General features: G+C 63.8%; 17 protein-coding genes. 13 read left to right on the top strand and 4 right to left on the bottom strand.

Features of this window, described 5'->3' with window-relative positions:
* Positions 1-140 precede the first annotated feature (140 nt).
* The 6 genes from SH412_RS12600 to SH412_RS12625 all read left to right on the top strand — a co-directional run bounded on the left by SH412_RS12600 (position 141) and on the right by SH412_RS12625 (position 8,396).
* Positions 141-2,111 (top strand): hypothetical protein, encoded by a 1,971-nt coding sequence (locus SH412_RS12600; protein WP_336523871.1) that lies wholly within the window; start codon positions 141-143, stop codon positions 2,109-2,111.
* 237 nt (positions 2,112-2,348) lie between these two features.
* Complete coding sequence (locus tag SH412_RS12605) at positions 2,349-3,818, top strand: FAD-binding oxidoreductase (protein WP_336523872.1); 1,470 nt, start codon at positions 2,349-2,351, stop codon at positions 3,816-3,818.
* A gap of 58 nt (positions 3,819-3,876) precedes the next feature.
* Entirely contained in the window at positions 3,877-5,097 is a 1,221-nt protein-coding gene (locus SH412_RS12610) for an FAD-binding oxidoreductase (protein ID WP_336523873.1), read from the top strand.
* A gap of 37 nt (positions 5,098-5,134) precedes the next feature.
* Positions 5,135-6,478, top strand: coding sequence for a (Fe-S)-binding protein (locus tag SH412_RS12615; RefSeq protein ID WP_336523874.1), 1,344 nt, complete (start codon positions 5,135-5,137; stop codon positions 6,476-6,478).
* A 64-nt stretch (positions 6,479-6,542) separates the two neighbouring features.
* The gene (locus tag SH412_RS12620) at positions 6,543-7,193 is read left to right on the top strand and encodes an HAD family hydrolase (RefSeq protein WP_336523875.1); all 651 of its coding nucleotides are present in this window, start codon (positions 6,543-6,545) and stop codon (positions 7,191-7,193) included.
* Positions 7,194-7,340: 147 nt separating this feature from the next.
* Complete coding sequence (locus tag SH412_RS12625) at positions 7,341-8,396, top strand: glycosyltransferase family protein (protein ID WP_336523876.1); 1,056 nt, start codon at positions 7,341-7,343, stop codon at positions 8,394-8,396.
* Here the strand turns inward: SH412_RS12625 and sixA are convergent, their stop codons facing one another.
* The gene (sixA, locus tag SH412_RS12630; RefSeq protein WP_336523877.1) at positions 8,397-8,867 is read right to left on the bottom strand and encodes a phosphohistidine phosphatase SixA; all 471 of its coding nucleotides are present in this window, start codon (positions 8,865-8,867) and stop codon (positions 8,397-8,399) included.
* 343 nt (positions 8,868-9,210) lie between these two features.
* Here sixA and SH412_RS12635 point away from each other — a divergent pair, with 343 nt between their 5' ends.
* The 3 genes from SH412_RS12635 (at position 9,211) to SH412_RS12645 (ending at position 12,550) form a co-directional block, all read left to right on the top strand.
* On the top strand, positions 9,211-10,530 hold the full coding sequence (locus tag SH412_RS12635) for a hypothetical protein (protein WP_336523878.1): 1,320 nt from the start codon (positions 9,211-9,213) through the stop codon (positions 10,528-10,530).
* Positions 10,531-10,901: 371 nt separating this feature from the next.
* On the top strand, positions 10,902-11,336 hold the full coding sequence (locus SH412_RS12640) for an acyl carrier protein (RefSeq protein ID WP_336523879.1): 435 nt from the start codon (positions 10,902-10,904) through the stop codon (positions 11,334-11,336).
* 179 nt (positions 11,337-11,515) lie between these two features.
* Entirely contained in the window at positions 11,516-12,550 is a 1,035-nt protein-coding gene (locus SH412_RS12645) for an alpha-amylase family protein (protein ID WP_336523880.1), read from the top strand.
* 103 nt (positions 12,551-12,653) lie between these two features.
* On the opposite strand, the gene SH412_RS12650 is transcribed toward SH412_RS12645, so the two are convergent.
* Both SH412_RS12650 and SH412_RS12655 read right to left on the bottom strand, forming a co-directional pair.
* Entirely contained in the window at positions 12,654-14,519 is a 1,866-nt protein-coding gene (locus SH412_RS12650) for a LamG-like jellyroll fold domain-containing protein (protein WP_336523881.1), read from the bottom strand.
* A gap of 174 nt (positions 14,520-14,693) precedes the next feature.
* The gene (locus SH412_RS12655; RefSeq protein ID WP_336523882.1) at positions 14,694-15,545 is read right to left on the bottom strand and encodes a hypothetical protein; all 852 of its coding nucleotides are present in this window, start codon (positions 15,543-15,545) and stop codon (positions 14,694-14,696) included.
* Positions 15,546-16,598: 1,053 nt separating this feature from the next.
* On the opposite strand from SH412_RS12655, the gene SH412_RS12660 reads away from it, so the two are divergent.
* From SH412_RS12660 to SH412_RS12670, 3 genes are all read left to right on the top strand, one after another.
* Positions 16,599-17,213, top strand: a complete 615-nt coding sequence (locus SH412_RS12660) for a hypothetical protein (protein WP_336523883.1) — start codon at positions 16,599-16,601, stop codon at positions 17,211-17,213.
* Positions 17,210-18,070, top strand: a complete 861-nt coding sequence (locus SH412_RS12665) for a hypothetical protein (protein ID WP_336523884.1) — start codon at positions 17,210-17,212, stop codon at positions 18,068-18,070. The genes SH412_RS12660 and SH412_RS12665 overlap by 4 nt, the downstream gene beginning before the upstream one ends.
* Positions 18,071-18,247: 177 nt before the next feature.
* Positions 18,248-19,561 carry a Gfo/Idh/MocA family protein gene (locus SH412_RS12670; RefSeq protein WP_336523885.1) on the top strand — a complete coding sequence of 438 codons (1,314 nt, stop codon included), beginning with the start codon at positions 18,248-18,250 and terminating at the stop codon, positions 19,559-19,561.
* A gap of 52 nt (positions 19,562-19,613) precedes the next feature.
* Here SH412_RS12670 and SH412_RS12675 read toward each other — a convergent pair whose 3' ends face one another.
* On the bottom strand, positions 19,614-20,213 hold the full coding sequence (locus SH412_RS12675; RefSeq protein WP_336523886.1) for an A24 family peptidase: 600 nt from the start codon (positions 20,211-20,213) through the stop codon (positions 19,614-19,616).
* A gap of 337 nt (positions 20,214-20,550) precedes the next feature.
* Between SH412_RS12675 and SH412_RS12680 the strand changes: the two genes are divergently transcribed.
* Complete coding sequence (locus tag SH412_RS12680; RefSeq protein WP_336523887.1) at positions 20,551-21,321, top strand: inositol monophosphatase family protein; 771 nt, start codon at positions 20,551-20,553, stop codon at positions 21,319-21,321.
* Positions 21,322-21,442: the final 121 nt, after the last annotated feature.

Genomic DNA, 21,442 nt, shown 5'->3' on the forward strand with positions numbered 1-21,442 from the left:
ACTGCACTGAATTGATCAGTCTCTTCTTGATAGGCGGAATCTTTCATCCACCCAGGATCGCGGAGTTTCGGTGCATGTGCGACAGAGTGAATGCCTTGCGATGCAGGTTTGAGATAATCTATTCGGGAATCGCCTGCGCGATGCTCACGCTCGCTTGCCATCCGGTCGCCGCCCAGTCCGCTGCGGAGAAATCGCCAGCCGACCTGCCGCTGGTCCGCCCTGTCCCGCCGCGAAACATCCTGCTGGTTTACGAGCAGACTGACGACCGCAAGTTGAAGGAACTGGAGACCGCCCAGTCGATCTGCAAGTCCTTGAAAATCCCACATGACTCGATTGCACAGTTCGATATCAAGCGCAAGGACTACTCGCCCTACGATCTGATTGTGACCGGCACGAATGCTATGGACTGCTACGAAGCGTCGCCCGAATCGCGCAAACCAGAAGCTTTTAAGCCTCTGGAGGAGTTTGTGAACTCCGGCGGCCACCTGATTGTCTTCGGCTCGTGGCAGGGGCGAAACTGCGAGAATCTGCAGCGATTCGGCCTGCACACCGCGGGCGGCGAACCACGGAGCTACGCTTCGGTCGCGAGCCGTACGGCGGCACTCTTCGCCGGCAACGAACGCCATGTCCCGGAGGGCAACTATCTCCATCAGATCTGTACGTTTCGCTTCACGCGTCCGTCCGTGCCGATGCTGGAAGAAAGCCCTGGCGGAAACCCGGTTCTGGCGACAGTCTCCTACGGTCGCGGACGTTTTACATTCACCAGTGTTTCGCCGTCCTACGGTCCGCAACCGGCCTATTGGCTGATCGATGCCGTCCTCCCCTGGGCCATCCGCGGCGGGCCGACCAGCCTGCTTGTCAGTTCGCGCTCGCCGATATCACACGACGGTCTGGCATCACAGCGGCTCCCGGTCCCTGGTCAGGAACAACTCTCAGCCGCCGAGAAGGAGATTCGCGAACGCTTTCCCCGCGAACTGACGGCGAAGACAGTGACGAAACGGGACGCCGAGACTCTCCGCGGCGCTGCCAACATGGAAGCCGACCCGAGTCTGAAATACGTCCTGCTGCGGCTGACGGCCGATCTCTACGCGGACACGGGGTCCGTGCAGGAAGCCGCTGAAACGATCAAGACATTGACGTCGCGGTATGCCGCAGACGACGGCCAGCTCCTGCTTCCGGTCTTGACTCGCGCGGAAGCTGCGGGCAGAGATCCTGAGACCGGCATCGCGATCTTCAATCTCGCCTCGTCTGTGGCCGACTCCTCGCTCAAACAACTCCGCTTCGATGATGCGATTGCGGCCCTGTCCGTGGCGCGCCGCGCCGTCAACGGATCGCGCACGCGCCGCCTTCAGTCTGTGGCTCAGGTGGAGCAGCGCCGCGTTGAGAAGCTCGCCGAGGAGTGGAAGTCGCTCCAGCCCGCTGCGGATCGACTGGCAGCGAGCACGGCGACCGCCGAGGACCAAGAAGCACTGGGCCGGTTTGACATCTTTCAGTTGAACGACTGGCAGCGTGGCCTGCCCCTGCTCGCAGAGGGGCAGGACCCGCTGCTCCGCGATGCAGCCGCGCTCGAACAGCAACATGCTGGGGCTTCGACGGAGTACGTCCGGATTGGAGAGGCGTGGGAAAAGGCGGCCGCCGCCTTGCCACCTGGAAATCAGGAGCTGATCTACGCTCGCGCTGCACTCTGGTTTGGCCGTGCGGCATCGGTTCAAGCAGGTCCGGAAAAAGCTGCACTCACCAGGCATCAAGAGGAGATCCCGACCGCGTTTCACCAGCTCCGCCTCAGCATCGGAGCATTCCGCGGCACGATCCGGCTGGAAATCGCACCTGATCGCGTTGTCTGCTTTGCCGACCGCGATGGCCAGCTCCCAGCGACTGGCAAGATCGGTGACGCTGACTGGGACATTGCGACGAGACCGGAATTCGAGACTCGCGGCGTCTTTCGAGTGATTCCCCCCGAAATCGCGTTGCAGACAGCGCGGCTCGGCCCACTGCGTTCGAAAGTCTCCGCGAAAATTCTGGAGGCCGCACCTGAGAAGATCGTCCTGCAGTTGCAGAACGACAAGCCAACTTCGGGCGACTCTAACATCACAATTCGATTCGGAAAATGACCGCGGTGCAGCGCTGAATCATACTGGTTCGATATTCCGCCCTCCTCATTCGACATTTCTTCTTCGCGTCGTCGCGTTCCTCGTTGCGTCGTTGCGTGAAATCTTCCGCCTGCTCTGCGACTCTGCGACTCTGCGAGAGATCTTCGCCGCCGCCCACAATGGCACCGCCGGCCCCCAGCGCCTAGAATTGGTGATTGACGCCTCCCCTCCCGACCGTCCTTCACCAAAGCCCAGCCCATGTCCGCTCTGGCCGACGCGCCTGCCCACCTGGTCACTGCCGCGTTTCTCGACAAACTCCGCTCCATCGTCGGCGACGGGAATGTCCTGGCTCAGGCCGAGGAGCTCCTCGTTTACGAGTGCGACGGCTACGTCGTCGAGAAGCAGACGCCCGACGCCGTCGTCTTCCCGACGACCACCGAGCAGGTCTCGCAGATCGTCAAGCTCTGCAATGCGCACCACATCCCGTTCGTGCCGCGCGGGGCCGGGACGAGCCTGGCCGGCGGGTGCCTGCCGATCGGCGGCGGCGTGATGCTGGCCCTGACGCGGATGAAGCAGATCCTCGAAGTCAGCGTCCGCGACCGCTACGCCGTCGTCCAGCCGGGGCTGGTCAACGTCCACCTGACGCAGCGGCTCAAAGGGACCGGCTACCACTACGCCCCCGATCCGTCGAGCCAGGGAGCCTGCACGGTCGGCGGCAATTTCGCGACCAACTCCGGCGGGCCGCACACGCTCAAGTATGGCGTGACCGTCAATCACGTCCTCGGAGCCGAGGTCGTGCTGCCCGATGGATCAGTCGTCGAACTTGGCGGCCCGGTCGAAGACTCTCCCGGCTATGACCTGACCGGGCTGTTCGTTGGCAGCGAAGGAACGCTCGGCATCTGCACCAAGCTCTACGTCCGCCTGACGCGCGACCCGGCCGCCTACCGGACCATGCTCGGCGTATTTGAAACGGTCGACGACGCGACGCAGGCCATCAGCAGCATCATCGGGGCAGGGATCGTCCCGGCCGCGCTGGAGCTGATGGACCAGGGGATCGTGCAGGCGCTCGAACAGGCTTTTCACTTCGGCTTCCCGCTCGACGCCGGGGCCGTGCTGCTGATCGAAGTCGATGGCCTCGAAGTCGCCGTCGACGACGAAGCCGAGCGGATCACCACGCTCTGCCTAGCGAACATGGCCCGCGAAGTCCGCCGGGCGAAGACCGCCCAGGAGCGCCAGCTCCTCTGGAAATGCCGCAAGCAGGCCTTCGGCGCGATCGGCCGATTGAGCCCGAGTTACTGCACTCAAGACGGCGTCGTCCCCCGCACGCGGCTGCCGGAGATCCTGCGGTTCATCACCGACTGCGGCCTGCGGCACAACATCCGCATCGTGAACGTCTTCCATGCGGGGGACGGGAACATCCACCCGATTCTGCTGTTCGACGAACGGGACAAGGAGCAGGTCGAACGCGTGCTGAAAGCCAGCGACGAGATTCTGGAGAAGTGCATCGACCTCGGCGGCAGCGTGACCGGCGAGCACGGCATCGGAGTCGAGAAGATCAGCTTCATGAACAAGCTCTTCACCCCCGAAGACCTTGCCGTGATGCAGTCGATCCACGACTGTTTCAACCCCGACGGCCAGTGCAGCCCCGGCAAAATGCTGCCGACGTCGGCGGGCTGCGGCAACGAATATGTGCCCCGCAAGAACCCCGGCCGGAAGGCTTCGCTGTAGCGTCTTCTCCTCCAGTGCATCCCCCAAGTTATGACTTCCCTGCTGTGACCCAAGTTCGATGACCAACGCCTTCACCCCCGCCACGCAGACCGAACTCGCCCGCTTCGTGGCCGAGAACGCCCAGGGCGCCAAACGACCGCTCACGCCCGTCGGCGGACGAACGGCCCTCCACTTCGGCTATGCTGGCAAAGACGGCGCCCAGGTCGTCGACCTGCACGGACTGTCGAAAGTCATCGACTATCCCGCCCGCGATATGACAGTCACCGTGGAAGCCGGGCTGCGCATCGACGAGCTGCAGACGCTGCTCCGGACTGAACGTCAGCGGCTGCCGATCGATATCGCGCAGTCGGCCCGGGCCACGATCGGCGGGGCGATCGCTACAAATACCAGCGGGCCGCGACGGTTCGGGCACGGCACCTTTCGCGATTACGTGATCGGCATCTCCGCGGTCGACGCCCACGGCAAGCTGTTCAAAGGGGGCGGCCGAGTTGTCAAAAACGTCGCCGGGTATGACCTCTGCAAGCTGTTGACCGGCTCGCGCGGCTCGCTGGGGATCATCTCCCAGGTCACGCTCAAGCTGCGGCCTGTCGCGGAAACTTCCGCGTTCTTGTGGTGTCCGTTCGAGATCTTTGCCGAGGTCGAAAACGCTCTCGGCCGGCTGCTGCAGTCCGACGCCCGGCCGGTCGCGCTCGAAGTCCTCGCCGGGAGTGCGGCCCATCTGATCGCGAATGAGGCGCGGGCGGGACTGCCGTCGGCTTCGCCAGTCCTCTGCGTCGGCGTCGAAGGAACGCCGCAGGAAGTCGAGTGGCAGCTCGACCGGCTGCGGAAAGAGATCACCCCGTACGGCGTGCAGGATCTGATCCGGGTTGAAGGGGAGTCGGCAGAACATCTCTGGACCGCTCTGACCGAGTTTCAGACGTCCGCCGATGACCCGCTGACATTCCAGGCGAACCTGCTCCCGTCGCGCTGCATGGAGTTCGCCGATGCTGCAGTCAAGCTCGGCGTTTCCGTCCAGGTCCATGCCGGGAACGGCATCGTGATCGGTCAGTTGCCGGAAGAGGCCGCGACCGTCGAGCAGGCGCTGGCGGCTCTCAGTTCGCTGCGGCAGTTTGCGAGACAGGCGAAGGGGAATCTGCAGGTGCTGCACTGCGATCCGGAGTGGAAATCCCGCATGCCGATGTGCGGCGATCCCGAACCCGCCTGGCCCCTGATGCGACAGCTCAAGCAGTCGCTCGATCCCCACGGACTCCTGAATCCCGGCCGCTTCATCGACGCCTGATTTCCCTCATGCACTGCTCCTTCGCGGGTCAACCCACGTGACAGCCCCAGCCACCGATAAGACGCCGAGCGACCCCCACCAACTGGGGGAGTCGATCAACTACGAACGGTTTCTGGACTGCGTCCACTGCGGTCTGTGCACCGCCGCCTGCCCGACGTACCTGGAAACCGGCGACGAGAATAACAGCCCCCGCGGACGGATCTATCTAATGCGGGCGGTCACCGACGGCCGGCTGGAGCTGACCGACAAAGTCCGCGGCCATCTGGACCTCTGCCTCGACTGCCGGAGCTGCGAATCGGCCTGCCCGTCGGGGGTGCAATACGGTCGGCTGATCGAGCCGTTTCGCGTGGAAGTCCAGCAGCAGGACGTCCGACTGGGACGACGGGCCCCGGACGGCTGGTTCCAGCGCTGGATCCTCTACGGCATGTTCCCCTATGCAGGCAGAACCCGGCTGGCTTTATTCCCGGCCAAGATCGCCCAGGTGCTGGGACTCGACCGGCTGGCGGACAAGCTCGGCCTGACGAAGCTGCTGCCGGAGAAGCTGCAGCGGATGCACCGCCTGCTGCCGAAACTGCAGCCCCGCGGCCCGTCGCTGCCGGAGGTCCTGCCGGCGATTGGCCCGAAGCGGGCAAAGGTGGCTCTGTTCACGGGCTGTGTCGCGGACGCGATGTTTCACCACGTCCACTGGGCCACCGCCCGCGTGCTGCAGCTGAACGGCTGCGAAGTGGTGATTCCGAAGTCGCAGGTCTGTTGCGCGGCGATTCACTACCACAGCGGAGCCGGCGCCCCGGCAATGCAGTTCGCGAAGTCGAACATCTCGGCGTTTCCCGACGATCTCGATGCAATCATCGTAAACGTCGCCGGCTGCGGTTCCATGCTCAAAGACTACGGCCATATGGCCGAGGAGCTGGCCCCCGGTCAACCGGAGCTGCACTCACAGTTCAATCGCTTCGCGGGGCGGATCAAGGATGTCTCGGAGTTCCTCGCCGAACTGGGGCCGATCGCTCCGAAGGGCGAAGTCCGCCTGAAAGCGACGTATCACGACGCCTGTCACCTGTGCCACGCCCAGAAAATCCGGGAGCAGCCGCGGCAGCTCCTGAACCTCGTCCCCGGTCTCGAACTCATCCCATTAGCGGAGTCGGAGATCTGTTGCGGCGCGGCGGGGAGCTATAATTTGACGCAGGGGGAAATGGCCGACCGCCTGGGCGAACGGAAGCTGCAGAACATTCTGGCGACCGGGGCAAAAGTGCTCATCTCCGCGAATACCGGCTGCACGCTGCAGATTGCCGCCATCCTCCGCGATGGCGGGCACGATATCCAGGTGCTCCATCCGATGGAAATCCTGGACCGGAGCTACCGGGGCGGCGATTCAGGCAAGTGATGCAAGCGACGGACGCTTGCGAGTGAAAGAGTCCGGCACGGACGGGAAGGAAGTCAGAGTTTCGATGGCGATTCGCGCAGTCTGTTTCGATTTCGACGGGTTGATGTTCAATACCGAGCACGTCTTCTACGACGCCGCCGAAGTGCTGCTGGGGAGGCGGCAGATTCCGATGTCCAAGGGGGCGATGGACTCGATGCTGGGTCGACGGCCGCCCGAGTCCTTTTACAGCCTCGTGAGCTATCTGGGGATCGACGAGGACCCGCTGGAGCTGCTCGCCGAGTCGCGGCTGATCTTTGCCGACCTGCTCGACGGCCGGCTGCAGCCGATGCCTGGGCTGTTTGAACTGCTGGATCACGTCGAACACTTGCAGCTCCCCAAAGGAGTCGCAACGTCGTCGCCGCGGGAATACCTCGACGAACTGCTCGACCGGTACGGGCTCAAGGATCGCTTCGCGGTCACGTTGACGGCCGAGGACGTGACCCACGGCAAACCGCACCCGGAAATCTATCTGACCGCGGCCAGCCGGATGGGGGTGACGGCTCCGGAGATGCTGGTCCTGGAAGACAGCCAGACGGGGACGAAGGCCGGGGTTTCGGCGGGAGCCTGCGTGGTCTCGGTTCCCCACGATCACACCGCCGACCACTGCTTTGAAGGGGCGGCCCACATCGCCTCCGGCCTGGATGATCCGCGGATTCGGACGCTGCTCGCGGGCTGACGCGGCCCGTTTCCCGCCGTGAAACGGCTGCTGCTGCAAAAACTCTCGCCTCGAACCGGCTGCGCAACCGATCTAACCGTCAGAGTCGGGCCGGTTCGGCGGAACGTCTTTTCGAGGGCGGGGCAGGGGACTGCTGCGCGCGGCGGCATGCGGATCCTTTACGGCGCGAATTCCCAGGGACAGGGACACTTCTCCAAGGCGGCCGTCCTCGTGCCGCTGCTGGAAGCGCGCGGCCATGACGTGCGCGTGGTCTCGTCCGGACCGACGCCGCCCGAGGGCTATCGTTTCTCCTGGCATCGGCACTTCTACGGCTTGCCGTATGCCGTGAGCGATGGGCGCACCGACTACGGTTTGACGATCCGTCGCTGGGTCCGCGATCTGCCGAAACTCTTTGGCAGTTTTGCGAAAGTCCGCCGGCTCGTGCAGGAATTCGAGCCCGAGCTGATCCTCAGCGATTTCGAGCCGCTGACGGCCAGTCCGCTGCTGGGAGCGCGTTGCGAGGTGATCTGCATCAGCCGGCAGGTCGCCCTGTCGGATCGCGCGATTTCAGTTCCCGACTGTGCCGCCCTCGACATGCGGCTGACGCGCACCGCGGTGCGGCTCTTTACCTGCGGGGCCGATCGGACTTACGGCTATCACTACGAGCCCGCTTCGTTCCGGTGCGTGCCGCCGGTGCTGCGACCCGAGATCTTCTCGGCCAGGCCCCTGGATGGCGAGCATCTGCTGGTCTACTGCCATTTCGACGACGCCCGGGCGCTGATCGACTGGGCCGCGGATCGCCGGCAGCCGGTGCGGGCCTATGGATTTCCGCAAGTTCCGCGCGGACGGCAGGGGTTTGTCGAATTCCGTCCGCCGAGCCGGACCGGCATGCTCGACGACCTGCGAACGGCCCGGGCGGTCGTCACGAACGCCGGGCTGACGACGCCGATCGAGGCGTTTCTGCTGGGCAAACCGGTCTGCGTGACGCCGATCCGCAACCAGTGGGAACAGGTCGTCAACGCGTATCATCTGCACGAGGCGGGGCTCGCGACGCATTGCGAAACGTGGGACTTCGACCGGGCGCTGGAGACGCCGCCCCGGAGCGTCAATCACCCGCTGCTGCCGTGGCTGCGAACGGCTCCTGACGCGATTCTGGATCACATTCTCGACGAGCGTCCGGCCGCAACCCGGCCCGCGACGCTCCCGTTCCGCCGGGCGGCCTGATCAGCCGAACCAGTCGGGATCGGTCAGCCACTTGAGCCGTCCGGCGCGGGGCAGCAGCAGTTCGCCGAACTCCAGACAGGCCACGGCGCCGGGCGAATACGCCACGCGACCGCCGCATGCCTGGAAGACGCACTCGCCGACGTCCGGCTGATGGCCGACGCACAAAATGCGTTCCACGGCCCGACTGCGGACGGCTTCCAGCAGGCGTTCGCAGCGCATGCCGGGGGCCATCACTGAGGTCTGTTCCACGGGAATTTCCGCGGGCCATTCGGCGGCGAAGGCCTGAGCCGTCTGCCCGGCTCGGATGAGCGGGCTGTGCCAGATCAGTTCGGGCAGCACCGTCCGCGTGGCCAGCCAGCGGGCCAGTTCGCCGACCTGCCTCCGGCCGCGATCGGTCAGGGCACGGTCGAAGTCCGTGGCGCACTGGTCGGGATCGACCGCTTCGCCGTGTCGAGCCACCCAGATCTGCATCGTTGTCTGCCCTTGGTTGCAGGAGTTCGACGTCCAGTCGCCAGATTACTGAAGTCGGGGCGGCGATGGGAGCTTACACGACCATTCCTCGTTCCCAGGCTCCGCCTGGGAATGCGTCTTTGGACGCTCCGCGTCCTATTTCATCATTTTCATCATCATCGTCCGGAGACGCGAGGCAGAGCCTCGCAAGCGGGGGTTCCCAGGCAGAGCCTGGGAACCAGTGAACCGAAGAAATTGGATATAAACATCTTGTTTTGACGCAAGGGGGACGATAGAGTGAATCACAGATGCAGAAACGAGAGCTTGAAGTCGAGTCCTGCTGACGTAATGAGGAGGTCCTCCCATGATTCGCCAGTCCCTCCTGGCCGCTCTGTGCCTGACGGCCATCGCCCCCTTGGTCCGGGCCGCGGACGATTTCGAACGTGACCCGATCAATTATTCCCAGGCCACGCCCGACAACGTCGTATCACGGCTGCAGCAGCAGCTCGAAGCGGGTCAGGCGTCCCTGAAGTTCGATGGCGACCGGGGCTACATCGACGCGGTCCTCAAGGAACTGAACGTCCCCGTCTCGTCGCAGGTGCTGGTCTTCTCCAAGACGAGCCTGCAGCGGTCCAAGATCTCCGCCAGAACGCCGCGGGCGCTGTACTTCAATGACGAAGTCTATGTCGGCTACTGTCAGAGCGGGGACGTCGTCGAAGTCTCTGTCGCCGATCCGCAGCTCGGCACGGTTTTTTACTCGATGGATCAGGACCTCGAAGAGTCGCCGAAGTTTCTGCGGCAGACCGACGCCTGCCTGCTGTGCCACGGCTCTTCGAACACCCATTACGTACCGGGACACACGATTCGCTCGGTCTTTGCCGATGCCGCGGGGCAGCCGATTCTGGCGGCGGGGACGCATCGGACCGATCACACGAGCCCGCTGAAGGAACGCTGGGGGGGCTGGTACGTGACCGGGACGCACGGCGAGCAGGAACATCTCGGCAATCTGGTCGTGCGGACGAAGCGCGTGCCGGACAAGATCGATAACTCCGCCGGGCAGAACGTGACCGATCTGTCGACGCTGATCGACGTGACGCCGTATCCGACGCCGCACAGCGATCTGGTCGCGCTGATGGTGCTGGAGCATCAGGCGGACGCGCACAATTTTCTGACGCGGGCGAACTTTGAAACGCGGATGGCGCTGCAGTACGAAAAGTCGCTCAATCGCGAGCTGGGCGAGGCCCCCGATCATCGCTGGGACAGCACGAAGACCCGCATCAAGTCTGCCGGCGAAGCGCTGGTGAAGTACCTGCTGTTCAGCGGCGAAGCGAAGCTGACCGGCCCGGTCCACGGCACGTCGGGCTTCGAGCAGGAATTCCCGACGCGCGGCCCGCGCGATGCGCAGGGCCGGTCGCTCAGGGACTTCGACCTGCAGACGCGGCTGTTCAAGTACCCGTGCAGCTACCTGGTCTATTCACCGACGTTCGATGGCCTGCCGGGCGAGATGAAGGATTTCGTGCTGCGGCGGATGTATCAGGTGCTGTCCGGCGAAGACTCGTCAAAAGAGTTTTCGCATCTGTCGGCCGCGGATCGCCAGGCGATTCTGGAAATCTTACGGGAAACCAAGCCTGATCTGCCGGAATACTGGCGGACGGCGCCGGCCGCTTCGGCCACCGGCGGCTGAGCCGCGGCGGTGGGGCGAAGTCCTCCCGCTCGACCGGCATTTTGCGCAACTGACGCAGCGAGATCTGCTGGAGAGTTGCGAGTCGAGCGGTCGATTGGAACCGTAGAACAGTCCCTGTTCCCCGATCGCATGGCTGCACGGGTCCCCGTCCTTCTCGCGCAGCTTCCCGCATGCGATCCCCGATCCGCCCGGCGTCCCTGCGCCGGGCGGATTTTTTTTGCTGGTCGTGGCGGGCGCGACACTTCCGCGCATCGTTGTACGCATCACGGTCGAGAACGTCGCGGTATTCTCTCCAGTACGAATTGGCCTGCGTCACAGGCTTCCGATACCATTTGGAGAACAGGCCCTGCGCACTCCGAGGCTGAGGTCCCATGCAGCGTCTCCGTGCAATTCCGCTTCTGCGACTGCTAATCTGCGGCTTAATGTTCGCCGGGTGCGGTCCGTCAATTGAAAGCGAACCCGCGCCTCGCGTAGCAGTGGCCAGTCCAACTCAATCCGGCAAGCCGGAAACTGTCGATCGCGTTCGGTCGATGGTGGCGAAACTGTTGCAAGTGCCCGTCGACAAAGTCCAACCAACAACGACGCTCAAAGACATTGGAGCTGACGAGCTGGATCTGGTTGAGCTTGTAATGGAACTGGAAGACACCTACGGCATTCTCATCGCGGATGAAGCACTCGTGGAACTCGCAGGGGGCCTGGAGCCGCTTGATATGAGCAAAGTCTCAATCGAGCGACTGGCAGCACTGGTTGATCGACTTCGAGCCGGGGCGCCACAGCTTTCTGCGAGGGAGCCGCAGCCACGCTGATCATTTCGACGCGTCGCCGGAGCAGTGAAAGCCAATTGCCAGGAATGCATTCAATGTCCAATACTCCACGGAATCACGATTCCGCCAAGTCATGTACGCGTCGCACAGCCATGTCGCAGTGCCTTGCGGGAATCGCATCAAGTGCCGCACTGTTTTCAATGCGGGAAGGCCACGCCGCCATGCTGGAACCCCGTCCCTGGATCCGGATTCGCGGGCTGTATGGCGGGTTTCCGCAGGGGATGCTCGATCGGGGCGAGACGCCCGCGGATTACGGGATCAATGCGATCTGGGTCGGCTCGGGGTCGCTCGATCAGGCGGAGATCGACCGTTATCACAAACTGGGGCTGAAGGTCTTCGTCGAGTTCAACTCGATGCACGAGGCAGGCTATCTGAAGGAGCATCCGGACGCGGCTCCGATGGGTCCAGACGGAAAACCGTCGCCGGCGCCGCATGGGTGGCAGGGGGTCAGTCCGTTTCATGCGGGATATCGGCGGAACCGGATGGACGAGTTCCGGCGGGTGCTGACGGAGTTCGAGATCGACGGGATCTGGCTCGACTACCATCACGCCCATGCGAGCTGGGAACGGGCCGATCCGGTGCTGCCGGACACCGATTTTTCCGCCACGGCCCTGGAGCAGTTCTCCCGGCAGACCGGAATCGAGCTCCCAACCGACATTCCCTCTGCGGCGAAAATCCTGCTGGGTCCGCAGCAGGAGGCTTGGACCGACTTCCGCTGCGGCGTCTTCACCGACTGGGTGCGGGAGTATCGTTCGATCGTGAACGCCGTCCGGCCGAGAGCGCTGCTGGGAACATTTCACTGCTCGTGGTCGCCGGACGAGAACGACGGGGCGATCCGGCACAAGCTGGCGATCGACATTCCGGCTCAGGCGAAGTTTCTCGACGTGCTGAGCATCATGCCGTATCACGCGCGGTTCGGTCATCACGACGACCCGGCCTGGATTTCGCGGCAGACGAAGAAACTGGGCGAGCAGATGGGGCTGAAAGGGTCACCGGAGGAGCGACTGCGGATCTGGCCGATCGTGCAACTTTCCGACTGGGGCGAACCGGTCGTGGCCAGCCAGGTTGAGACGATTGTCGATCACGCGACGCAGTCGCCGGCGACGGGAGTGATGGTGTTCCACTGGAGTCAGATTTCGCAGCAGTGGGACAAGATTGAGGCGTTGGGGAAGGCGTATCGGGCGTTGAGGGGATAGTCTTTGCGAGCTGGCGGTGAATACAGTGCAAAATGAAAAGTGAAAAATGCAAAGTGCAAAATGATCCGGATCGGAGATAGAAGGCGGCCGGGCGCGCCTGGCCCTACTCGGGTTTGGTGAGTTCGAAGGTGTCGAAGAGACGGTCTTCGATGTCATAGGCTTTGAACTGGATGGTCCGGTCCTGGATGGTCGCGTAGCAGAAGTGGTGGGCCTTCTTGACGTGAAGGCTGAACCAGGACTTCTGCGGGGCGGGGTCTTCCAGGCCGCCGCCGCCACCGCCGCTGGTGATATAGCGGACGCCCTTTTTCTGGTTGACGGTCATGCGCAGCAGGGGCCAGGTGCGTTCGTAGACGTGGATGTGCCCGTTGAAGGCGATGTCGACGCCGTGCTTTTCGTAAAGCGGGACGAGCTGCCGGGCGTTGAGGTCGCCCCAGGCGGGCTGCGGTTCCTTGTATTCGCCGGTCAGATGATTGCCGTAGTCGTCGACGTCGGACGAGAAGCAGGGGTGGTGGTGGCAGGTGAATTTCCAGGTCGCTTTGCTGGCCGCCAGCTCCGTTTCCAGCCACTGGTACTGCTCGCTGTCGGGGCCGAGCGGCTTGTTGCTGTCGATCATGAAGAACTGCGAATTGCCGTAGTGGAAGGTGTAGTAGTACTCGGGTTTCGGCAGAGCGAAGTAATCGTAGTACCAGTGCGAATTCTGCTCGTGGTTGCCGATGACGGGGAAGGTCGTCGCGCGGGACATGAGGCGGTAGCCGGGTTCGAACAGGTCTTTGACCCACTGATTCCTGGCGTGACCGTCGTCGACGACGTCGCCGCAGTGAAGCAGAAAGTGGGGCCGGAGGGCGTAAGCGCCTTCGGCGACCTTGCGCGTGACTTCCGGATTGCGCTGGGTGTCGCCGATGACGGCGAACGACCAGGCGGCGTCGGCGGTCGGCGCAGTCTGGAACGAGAGGAGCTCGCTGGTCGCCGAGCGCCCCGACTCATCGGTGCTGACGACGCGATAGAAGTATTGGGTCTGCGGCTTGAGGCCGGTGAGTTGCACTTCGTTGATCAGCCGACGGCCGGCGGACTCGGCCCGCTCGGTCAGCGGCGAGCGCGGGCCGTACTCCACGACCATCGTCGACGGCCGGGTGGTCTCGCTCATGACGATCATCGAATCTGTCGTGCCGAACTGCAGGTAAGGTTTGACCGCGAATTCCAGATCGGTGGTGACGGGGGGCGTCCAGGCGATGAGATTGTCGTTCTTCTTCGCGACGGCGGCGATTTCTTCCGCCGACAGCGCCCGGCTGTAGACCTTGACGTCGAAGAGGGCGCCTTGCAGCGGTCGACGGTTGCGTGAATCGACAAAGGCCCCGAGCGTCAGATCCCCGGCGGCGGGGACGCGAATCTCGCCCGACTGCTCGGTTGACTCGGCCTGCTGTTTTCCGTCGACGAACAGCCGCATGGTCTGGCCGTCGTAGGTGGCGACGACGTAGTGCCAGCGATGGAAGTCGATTTCGGCGCTGGCGGGGTTGAGGTACGTCAGGCCCTGTCCCCCCTGACCGGCGAGCGCGAAGCACCAGCGGCCGGCGCGGGTGCCGAGCATCCAGCCGGCCTGCGCCTGGCGGTCGTGCTGCATCCAGCCGGCGATGCCGCCGGAGCGGCCGGCGTCTGCGACGTTGACCCAGGCGGCGACCGAGAGTTCTTTCTGCGGCAGACGCGGCTGGAGTTCGGAGCCGGGGCCGAGGGTCAGCCAGTCGGTCGTGCCGTTGAGAGCGAGGGCTTCGGTCGGTCCGAGCATGGCGACGGCGGGTTTGCCGACGAGCTGCGCGGTCCAGCGATGGGTCTCGTCCTCCCATTCGCCGTCTTCGATCGGGTGCCCGCCGACGGCGAAGTGCAGGACGAGGCCGGGATCTTTTTTGTCCGGATGAGCCCAACTCGAATTTGCAAGAACGGGGAGCAGGAGCAGAGCGATCAGCGCACAACGCATGCGAGCGACTTTCGGCAATGTTTGATGGGCGGGAGGGGGATTCGCCGGACCGATTCTACTGCCGGGAGGCGGACGCGCGGAGCGATGAAGCAGCTTCCGGCGATGCTCGGCCTGGAATTCTTCGAATCTTCGGAATTGCCCGTCAGCGCGCCAACCGGGCGAGAAGCGGCCGAGTCATTCGGGCGTCTGCAGTCCGTAGTCGGCGAGATGCAGCGGAGCCCGGGCGTCTTCGAGTCGCTCGATTCCGGTGATTTCGTTCTGATCGACGGAATACGTGCCGGCATCTTTGCCGAGCGAGACAACGTCAGTGCGGGCGGGAATCCGTGTTCCATCGATTTCGCGATACTCGACGGCCCCTTTCATCCGTCCCCAGAATGTCGGGCAATCATAGGACTTGATCAGCCAGCTCGGCTCGGTCTGGAACTGAATGGAACCGCCGGCGATCGCCGTATCTCGCTGTTTCTCCGGAGGGCTGTACTCGAACGTCAGGGTTGCAGTTTTCTGCGATTTGTCCTCGGAAAGCGATTTCAAGGTGAAGTGCGGACTGCCGACGAGATCCGGGAGCATTTTGCCGCAGACTTCGAATCCGGCGAAGAGCACCGGTTCGACAGTGTCGAGCGTTCTTTCCCGAATGACCTGTGCGCGAGGACCGTTCTTGTTGTCAAACAGCCGCAGCTTGAAGACTCCTTCGGGCTCGTCCTGATGGACCGCGAACGCAGATTCGATGCCTGCGACTTGCACAGAACACTGACCCTTTTGCGTTTCCTTGAGAAAGACGCCGCTCGACGTGATTCCGAACTCCCGTTCTCTGACGGTCCGCTGCTGCACCTTACCGTCCGCGGCGGCAGTTCGGGTCGTCACCAGCCGCCCCCGCCACCCGGTCAGCTTTTCGGGAAGGTTTTTCCATTCTTTGATAACTTTCTCCGGGATTGCGGGGGTCGATGGATCGTCGAGCGGTTGCGCCTGCGCGACGATTGCAGCCAGAACGGCCGCAAGAAACGACACGATTCCAAGGGAATGCTTCACTTCGCTGCTCCTGCTTTGGGACGCACGAGTCGTTCCGCCGAAAACTCGGTTCACGAGTTTACTACGAAGAACAGGCAGACTTGCACAAATAGAAACTGGCCTTTTGTCGTCTTTTTTTTGCCAAAAGAGAGTCCAGTGCGGCGCGACGGCAGGCTCTGCCGCGTAGACGGGGTGGTTGTGCGGCGAGGAAATCTCTGCGGAGAGGAGAGAGAAGTGAGTGGCCAGGTGCCAGTCAGTGCAAAGTGAGAAGTGAAAAATGCAAAGTGCAAAATGGAAGAAGAGAGCGCGCAGGCGGACGCCTGGCGCGGCATTGTGATGTCGCGGCATCGTTGGAACCCGATTCGCCGGGTCCAGGACGGACTGGGGCAGAGTGTTGAGTTCTGCCCCAGCCCTGGAGCTGGCATGTGATCAGGAACGGGCTTTCGCCCGCGATCAGCTATCGGAAACTCGACGTCGAGGTTGTGCGCACGTGAGGTGCGCTCCCCGGTCCCTGCCTGGCGGCAGGGCCGTCAAGCGGGCCCTGATCAGGCCCGGGTCGAGGGTTCGGCTCTCAGAGCGCCGGCGGTTGCCCGCCGACGTGGTACCATTTGCACCGAACCGCCCGACCAGAGGACACGCTCACACTGGTACCGGCATTGTGCAAGAGCAGATTCGGGGAAATTCAAAAAAAATGTGGAAGATTTCTCGCGGAGGAAATTCCCGTACGACGGACGTCCTCGTCCATCGTTTTCTCAGGCAGCGTGGCTTTCGCGAAGAGGTCGACGGACGTGGACGTCCATCGTACGGTGATTCGCCCCTGACGAGGCGCTTCGCGAGCGATGGCACGGCGATCCTGTTCTGGCGATAAGCGATCCGCGATCCGCCCTCCTCCCCAGGCTATTCCCTGCTCGCCCCGCCTTGCATGACCCCGATTCCTGACGCATGTTTGCATGGGCTGAAGGGATTTTCCGGGAATGGCTGCAGTGTTCCGCGGCGCGGTTGTCGAAGAGGGATTGCGGCGGTTCGGAATCGGGTTCGGCGGCACATTTTGACAGCGCCAGTGGTGACAACGTCATGCAGTTCCGACATCCCGTTGCAATGCTGATGCTCGTCGCCGGGACGTTCGGCCTGCTGTTCGCCAACGCGACGGCGATGGCCGAGATGCTGCTGTGCGCGGCGGTACTGTCGCCGGTGCTGCGAAACCCGGAGTTTCAACGCTGCGTGGCGGGGATGCCGAAGCCGTTTGCGACCGGGGGCTTTCTCCTGCTGGCGCTGGTTGTGGGGGGGCATCTGGCGGGCAATCCGGCGAAGTCGTTCCCCTTTCCCCAGTGGGGGATGTATGGGGAACTGGCTCCCACCGGCCCGATGGACTGGTACAGCATCGACGCGGTGACGGCGGAGGGGCGGACGGTCGAGATCAACGCGTCACGCCTGTATCCCCCGCTCGGTCGGGGAACGTTCCGACTCGTGAACCGCGTGCAGGGTCTGATGATTGCCGACGACAAGGGGCTTGTCGTCGCGGGGGTGCCGCCGCGAAAGATTCTGACGGAGCTGTTGCTGGCGTTCGCGAAGCAGTGGAATGCGACGCACGACCCGGATGTGGTCGAGATCCGCCTGCACCGGCACCGGCGGGAGCTGGGGAGCCGCGAAGAGACCTCTGAAGTCTATCTGACGGAGGCGCTGCGATGAGCCTGCTGCATGCGTCGCCGACGGCCGGTTACGTCACCACGCTCCGATGCCTGGTATTCGGGATGTGGGCGGCGAAGTTTGCTGTCGATCCCCTGCAGGAACTGGCCGGCCTGCCGCAGTCGGCCTACTGGCCGCCGACGCCTCTGTCGTGGCTGTCGCGAGAGACGGACCTGCTGATGGTGTCGTACGGAGCGCTGCTGGCGCTGCGGCTGGCGGGAATCGCGTCCGCACTGGCGTGCCTGTCGTCGGGGCTGCTCCGGTCGGCCGCGCCGATCTGCTGTCTGCTGGCGACGATCGATCAGGCGACGCTGCGGGGCTTCGGGCATGTGAACCATGCGGAGATTCTGCTGCTGCTGGCGAGCTACGTCTTCTGCCTGTCGGCGTGGACGTCGCAAAAGGGCCAGCATCCGGAGCCGCTGCTGATCACGCTGCTGATGCTGGTGACGTATATGCTGACCGGGATCCACCGGGTGGCCGTCGGCGGGCTGGAAGTATTTGCGTCGGATTCGATCGTGTTCTGGTCGATCGAGAATGCGTCGCGGATCTCGGCCTTCAACTTCGGGGGAGGCGCCTGGCTGGGCGATCATCCGGTGTTCTGGCTGCCGATGAAGGTTTCGTTCGCGGCGATCACGCTGATTGAGATTCTGGGTCCGCTGGCGCTCCTGTCGATGCCGTTCCGGCGGTTCTATCTGGTGGCGATGGCGGGCTTTCACATCGGCGTGGCGCTGACGATGAATATCATCTTCTGGGAGAACGCGGTGCTGCTGGTGTTTCTGCTGGGAGGCGACCTGATTCCGCGAGGAGAGGCTCCGCTGGGGATCGGTGGATCTATGAACGAGGCCGGACGGGCGGTTTGATTGGCTCGCGGAGGCGACCTGCGGAAACCTCGTTCCCGGCCGATGTTTGAACACTCGCTATTCCCAACCGGCAATTGAAGCGGCATACTGCGGTGTGTGTTCGAGTGCGCCGAAATCAAATCCCGACTGGCCCGTGACCGCATGCAGCCCCGTCCGCCAATCCCGAAGGCTTCTCCGTTGAACCGGCGGCAATTTCTGGGGGCGAGCGCTCAGCAGGCGGCGGGCGTGGCGGTGGGGGTCGTCGGCTGGACGGGGACTGCGCAGGCCGGGATTGGCGGGAATCCGCTGGAGCGGCTGGACGTGGCGGTGATCGGCGTCCGGAACCAGGGGCGCGTGCTGGCGAATGCGCTGGCGGTGCAGCCGGACGTCCTCGTACGGACAGTTTGCGATGTGGACCGCCAGCAGGCCGAATCTGCGGCGGCGGGGCTGAGCGATCTGCAGCGCGTGCCGCCGGGGATCGAGAGCGATTTCCGACGGGTGCTGGACGATCCGGCGATTCAGGCCGTGGTCGTCGCGACGCCGGATCACTGGCATGCGCCGATCGTGCTGCAGGCGTGTGCTGCGGGCAAAGACGTTTACGTGGAGACGCCCTGTTCGGGGACGATTGCCGAGGGGTACTGGATGCTCGCGGCCGCACAGCGGCATGGTCGAGTCGTCCAGACGGGACTGCAGGAGCGGAGCGGAGCGCACTTTCAGTCAGCAATGGAGCTGCTTCGTTCGAAGTCGCTGGGGGCCGTTCGACTGGCGCGGGCGTGGGTCGTGCACCGACGAAAGCCGATCGGCCACAAGCCCATATCAGCTCCGCCTGAGGCGGTCGATTACAATCTGTGGCTGGGACCGGCCGCAGCGCGGGAGTTCGACGCGAACCGGTTCCACTTCAACTGGCGCTGGTTCTGGGAGTACGGCGGCGGCGAACTGACCCACTGGGGCTCGCACTGGCTGGATGTGGCGCGGTGGGGCCTGGGGGTCGAGTGGCCCGTGCGAGTTTCGGCGTGCGGCGGCAAGCTGCATTTTGTCGACGACCAGGAGACGCCGGACACGTTGACGGTGCATTACGAGTACCACGGGCGAATGCTGCAGTGGGAGCACCGGCTGTGGTCGGGACATGGGATTGAAGGCCGGAACGCGGGAGTGGCGTTCTATGGCGAAGAGGGGACGCTGATCGTGGATCGGGGCGGGTGGAAGGTCTACGACCGCTCCGACGCGCTGGTTTCGGAGTCGTCCGAGTTACAGACGAGTCATCTGCGGAATTTCATCGACTGCGTGAAGTCGCGGCAGACGCCGAACGCGCCGCTGGAGATCGGGCACGTTTCGGCGGGTCTGTGCCATCTGGGCAACATCGCTTACCGACTCGGGCGGGATATCCGGTTCGATCCGCTGCAGTTGCGGTGTCCGCACGATGCGGCGGCAACAGCGCTGCTGACCCGGCAGTACCGGCCGGGGTTTGGCGGATGCGGGGAGAACGACAGCCCGACCGGTGCCATCGGTTGAGAGCTGCCGGTCAGTTGTCCGTCGTCAGTTGCTGAAGACTGGCAAGTGCGAATCAACTGCGCTGGATGTCGAGTTGAGCCTGTGCAACCGCCGGCTTGAGCGGCTTGAAGGGGGCGTGCTTTGACAGCGACGCCTCCCAGCCGACGACCAGCCAGGTGGCGAGGCCGAGGGGGACGGCGTAGGGGAGGATCAGCCGGCCGCGGGCTGCGACTTCCTTGCCGGATTCGCGGGACTTCCGATCGCGTTCGATATCTTTCCGGACGGCGCGATAGCCGCGCGTGAAGAACCGGTAGAGGATCGTGCCGACATGGAAGACGGCGATGAAAGCGGTGCTGACGACGATCACGGCGACGGTGGGCATGAAGCCGAGCCAGACGCTGAGGGCTCCCATGAGTTTGGCGTCGCCGGCGCCGCCGCCGGCGATCAGCCAGAGAACGAAGAGCATTCCGAAGCCGAGCGCGAAGCCGGCGAGAGCGTCGAGGAGTCCTGCTCCGCCGAAGAATGCGGCCTGATAGATCCAGCCGGCAAAAAACATGGGGACCGTGAGCCAGTTGGGGATTCGCCGGGCCTTGAGGTCGGTCACCAGCGCGATGAGGGTCATCCCGGCGACGCCCACGATGTAGAGCCACGCATACCACGGCCAGCTTGCCATTGTCTTCTCCGCCCTCGGTGCACTCGGATGGGAACCGCTGCCGGGGGAATCCTCCGCCCGAACGACCAGACGCAACGGTCCTCAAGGGCCTCATTCTCCGGGGCGGAGGGACTGTCCACAGCCCGAGCTTGAGTCGAAGGGCTGCAGAATCTGCGGAAAGGGGGCGAGAACCTGCGGTTGCAGCGAATTTCCGGATTCGTCGGATTATCGCGGTTGGGGGCGTCGCGACGATGATCCGGTCTGCGCGGTTGGCAGAGCGTTGGCGGGGCGTCATACTTCGAGGCGAAGCGGGGAATCGTCCCGCGGCACGGAGCGCTGTTGTCAGGGAGGATTCAGTGTGATTGCGGATTTCATGCAGGCGGCCGACGAGGCGGCCCGGCTGGGGGGGCAGGTGCTGCGCACCTGGTCGACCCGGTTTACGGTCACGGAGAAGAGCCGGTCCAATCTGGTGACGGAAGCCGACTTCGCGTCCCAGAAAGTGATTCACGAGTTCCTGCATCGGCGCTATCCGCACCACGGTTTTCTCGGCGAAGAGGGCCTGGAGCATCCGACCGGGGCGGGGGGGTATCGCTGGGTGATCGATCCGCTGGACGGGACTTCGAATTACGTGCACGGGTTCCCGTACTACGCGGTTTCGATCGGTCTGGAAGAGCAGGGGGAGCTGATCGCGGCGGCGATTTACGATCCGACGCGGGACGAGATGTTTCTGGCGGGTCGCGGGCTGGGAGCGACGCTGAATCGTCGGCGGCTCAAGACTTCCGGCGAGCGGATCGTCGGCCAGGCGATGCTCGTCGCGAGCCTGCCGGTCGCGACGACCGCCGAGGATCCGGCGGTCGGGCGTTTTCTGTCGATGATTCCGAAGGCGCAAACGGTCCAGCGAACCGGTTCGGCGGCGCTGAATCTGGCTTACGTCGCCGCGGGCCGGCTGGACGGATTCTGGTCGGCGAGTCTGAAGCCGTGGGACATGGCGGCGGGGGTGCTGCTGGTTCGCGAGGCGGGTGGAGTTGTCACAACAATTCGGGGCGGATCATTTGAACTGGAGGTGCCGGATCTGCTGGCAGCAGCGACAGGCGAACTTCAGCAGGAGATGGTGCGGATTCTCGCGTGAGAATTGACTGAAACGGGAGTCCGCGCTTCCTCCGCGGAACTGTCGGGGGTTAGAATTTGAGGAGGAATCGTCGCAGGTTCCGGCATCGATCCCGTCCCCGCAATCCAACCGGTTTGACAAC

The organism is Planctellipticum variicoloris, assembly GCF_030622045.1.
Taxonomy (GTDB): Bacteria; Planctomycetota; Planctomycetia; order Planctomycetales; family Planctomycetaceae; genus Planctellipticum; species Planctellipticum variicoloris.